This is a genomic window from Desulfobaculum sp., assembly GCF_054921475.1.
In genome coordinates this window covers 1-2939 of record NZ_JBUDSW010000350.1, presented here as the reverse complement: position 1 = coordinate 2939, position 2939 = coordinate 1, and the positions used below count along the sequence as shown (strand labels likewise).

At 61.6% G+C, this 2939-nt stretch carries 4 protein-coding genes; 2 read left to right on the top strand and 2 right to left on the bottom strand.

Annotated elements, in window-relative coordinates; genetic code table 11:
* Nucleotides 1-75: 75 nt before the first annotated feature.
* A complete protein-coding gene (locus ACY69P_RS15750) occupies nucleotides 76-966 on the bottom strand; it encodes a hypothetical protein (protein WP_462328167.1) in 891 nt (296 codons plus the stop codon).
* Nucleotides 966-1808, bottom strand: a complete 843-nt coding sequence (locus tag ACY69P_RS15745) for an MBL fold metallo-hydrolase (RefSeq protein ID WP_459898516.1) — start codon at nucleotides 1806-1808, stop codon at nucleotides 966-968. The genes ACY69P_RS15750 and ACY69P_RS15745 overlap by 1 nt, the downstream gene beginning before the upstream one ends.
* A gap of 351 nt (nucleotides 1809-2159) precedes the next feature.
* On the opposite strand from ACY69P_RS15745, the gene ACY69P_RS15740 reads away from it, so the two are divergent.
* Both ACY69P_RS15740 and ACY69P_RS15735 read left to right on the top strand, forming a co-directional pair.
* Nucleotides 2160-2588: an Hpt domain-containing protein gene (locus ACY69P_RS15740; protein WP_459898514.1), complete on the top strand. Its 429-nt coding sequence runs from the start codon at nucleotides 2160-2162 to the stop codon at nucleotides 2586-2588.
* 50 nt (nucleotides 2589-2638) lie between these two features.
* Nucleotides 2639-2857 (top strand): ferredoxin, encoded by a 219-nt coding sequence (locus ACY69P_RS15735; RefSeq protein ID WP_462328166.1) that lies wholly within the window; start codon nucleotides 2639-2641, stop codon nucleotides 2855-2857.
* Nucleotides 2858-2939 lie beyond the last annotated feature (82 nt).

Below are 2939 nucleotides of genomic sequence, written 5' to 3'. Positions count from 1 at the left end.
AAAGAAAAGACGGACCATTTGGCCCGTCCGTGTCCAGCACTGCGCCCATATCGGCGCGCTCCCGCCATGCCCTGCCTACTCCATAAACACCCCGCCCGTTCCGACAAAGCCGGAGCAATGGCAGTCTCCGCCGTGGCGCTGGCTGTAGCTGAGGCTTTCGCGGCGGCACACCACCAGCCCATCGCGAAACACCACCCACACCCGGCCGTAGTTCCAGCACTCAAAGGTGGCGGAATCGCCGTTGCGGCGGATGGTTCGCGGCTCGCCAAGCAGGGAGCGCACTTCACTGCGGGTCATGTCCGCTTCAACAAAGCGCTCTGCGTAGTCCGCCTGCGTTTTCCGGGTCTGCATGATGGCATCATAGCGCGCCTGCGTTTCCTCAAGGGTGCCGAGAATGGCGTCGCGCTCCTGCCGCAGCGGGGCGGCCTGCTCCGGCGGGGCCGTGCGCAGACGCTCCTGCACGGCAAGAGCCTTGTCCTCAAGGCGGCGCGTGGTGTCGTAGCGCTCGCGCATACGGACAAGGTCGTCGCGCTGGCGCGCTGCGGTTTGCAGGCGCTCGCGCATGGCGTCGCCATCCACCCGCGCGCGCACCTTCATGCGCACCGCAAAGCTCTTGTCCTTCATAAAGAACGTCTCCTCATCCACCTCCACCTGCATGGTCGCGGCAGTAAAGGAGCGCACCTCGTCGCGCGTCAGCCGAAAGTCGCTCATCTCCGTCAGCACCTCCACATAGGTGCCAACCTGCTCCACCAGTTTGCGCTTGGCCTGCATAAAGCAGATGCGGCGGGCCTCGGTGCGGGTGTCGTTATCCCCAAGCACGTACACGTGCTCCGCCGTAAGGGTCTTCACCTCCGCGCGCACGGTGTTCGGGACGCACAGCGCGGCAAAGCCCGCCAGCACCACGGCCAGCGCCCACACCCGGCCCAGCACGCATGCGCCCTGCCATGTACCGCTTTGCGCATGCATTACAGCTCAAACTCCTGATTCTGCGCCACGGCAAAGCAGTCCATCTCTACGCCTCGTTTTTTCAGAATGCGGTTGCAGTGCTCCACCATCTCATCCACCTGCTCGTCCGTGCGCTCCTGATTGATGTGGAACATGCCATAGCGCTTCACCCCCGCATCAATGGCCAGATTCAGGGCGTCGGTATACAGCGTGTGCCCCCAGCCGCGGGTGAGTTCATTATACTGCTTTGGCAGGTATTCAGCGTCATGAATGAGCAGGTCCGCCCCTTCGCTGAAGGCGGCGTAGTCCTCGGGCGACAGGCCGCCATCGTGGGCGAAGTCCAGCTCGTTGTCGGTAAGGAAGACAAAACTCTTGCCGTTTTCCTCAAACTTGTAGCCCAGTCCCTTGTTGGGGTGGTTGAGAGCAATGGATGTGATGCGCATCTCGCCGATGGTGAGGTCCACACCGCAGGCGATTTCATGCGTAATGTTGGACAGCAGCGCTTTGTAGGGCACAGGAAAGTACGGCGCTGTCATGACGCCTTCCAGCAGAGTTTCCAGCGCGCCCATGCCAAAGGGGCAACCGCGGATATTTAGTGTTGTTTTGGGCAGGAAGATTGGCTTGAAAAACGGCAGACCAAGAACATGGTCCCAGTGCAGATGCGTAAAGAGCATGGTGTAGTCAAAACGCCCTTCCGCAAGAAGCGCGTTGCCAAGGCGGCGGATGCCGGAACCGGCGTCTATGATGACAATGTCGTCCCGCGCGTTTCGGACCTCCATACACGTGGTATCGCCGCCATAGCGGTTGTATTCCGGCCCGGATACGGGGATGGACCCTCTTGAGCCCCAGCAACGGATATACATGGCAGACTGCACCTCGGGTCCACGCGGCGCGCAGAAAAACACAAAGGTTATGCGGAAACACGCAAGGCATGCAGAACACTTCCATTGTAGACTACTGGAAAACACCGCGTATTTCAACACGTTTGCTCAAAGTGGCGCATGACGCGCCCCGCACGCTTTCCCTACGTCCATCTCAGGATGCGCCATGGGGGCCTTGCGGTGCATATTTTTCACAGCCCACTTTGCCAACCTGCCGCAAAAGCTGTACGCTTTTTCCAACTGTACCCGATAGACCGTTTTGTGCACAGCGGCTACGCAGGTCCCTCGCCGGAGGCGAGCGTTGCCTTGTCCCCCCCTTACCGAGAAAAGCACATGGGACACGGCAGCCCGCCCCGCTGGCGGCATACATCACAAGCTCCGGACGGCACCATGCCCTACCGCATCCCCACCGGCGTCAGTACGCCCATCCTTGACGAACAGGCCACACTCCACCGCCTGCGCGGCAACACCCGGTTCCTGAGCGAACTGTACGCCGTCTTTCTGGATGACCTTCCACCAAAGCTCACCGCCCTCAGCAGCGCGCTCTCTCAGGATGACGAAACCGCGCTGCGCCGCATTGCCCACTCCATCAAGGGCGCGGCGGCAACCATCAGCGCCCTGTCCCTCAGGCAGCAGGCGGAGCGGCTGGAGCACGCGGCCAGACAAGGCCGCAGCGCCGAGGTGCGCGACGTGGCGCAACGCATCATCTTCCACGGCCAGACCACCCTTGAGCATGTTGCGGCCAGCATGCAGCTTCGGTAGCATTGGGGCTCCCACTCCCATTGCTCTCAGCCAAAGGAAGATGCACCACCATGAGCGAAAAAAAGGAAATCTCCATCAACCGCGTGGACTGTACCGCGTGTATGGGCTGCGTGGAGATGTGCCCCGACCTGTTTGAATGGGACGACCTCAACGAAGAAGTCGTCCTGCGCAAGGACTGCGCGACCGAAGCGGAAATGGCCGAGGCCATCGCCCTCTGCCCGCAGGACTGCATTGAAGTGCACGGTCCCTGCCAAAGCGGCGACTCGTAGCCAACTGCACGGCCGCCCCCCACAAAACCGCCCACAGCGCGGCGCATGCCACAGCACCACACAACAACGCCCCCGCTGGAAC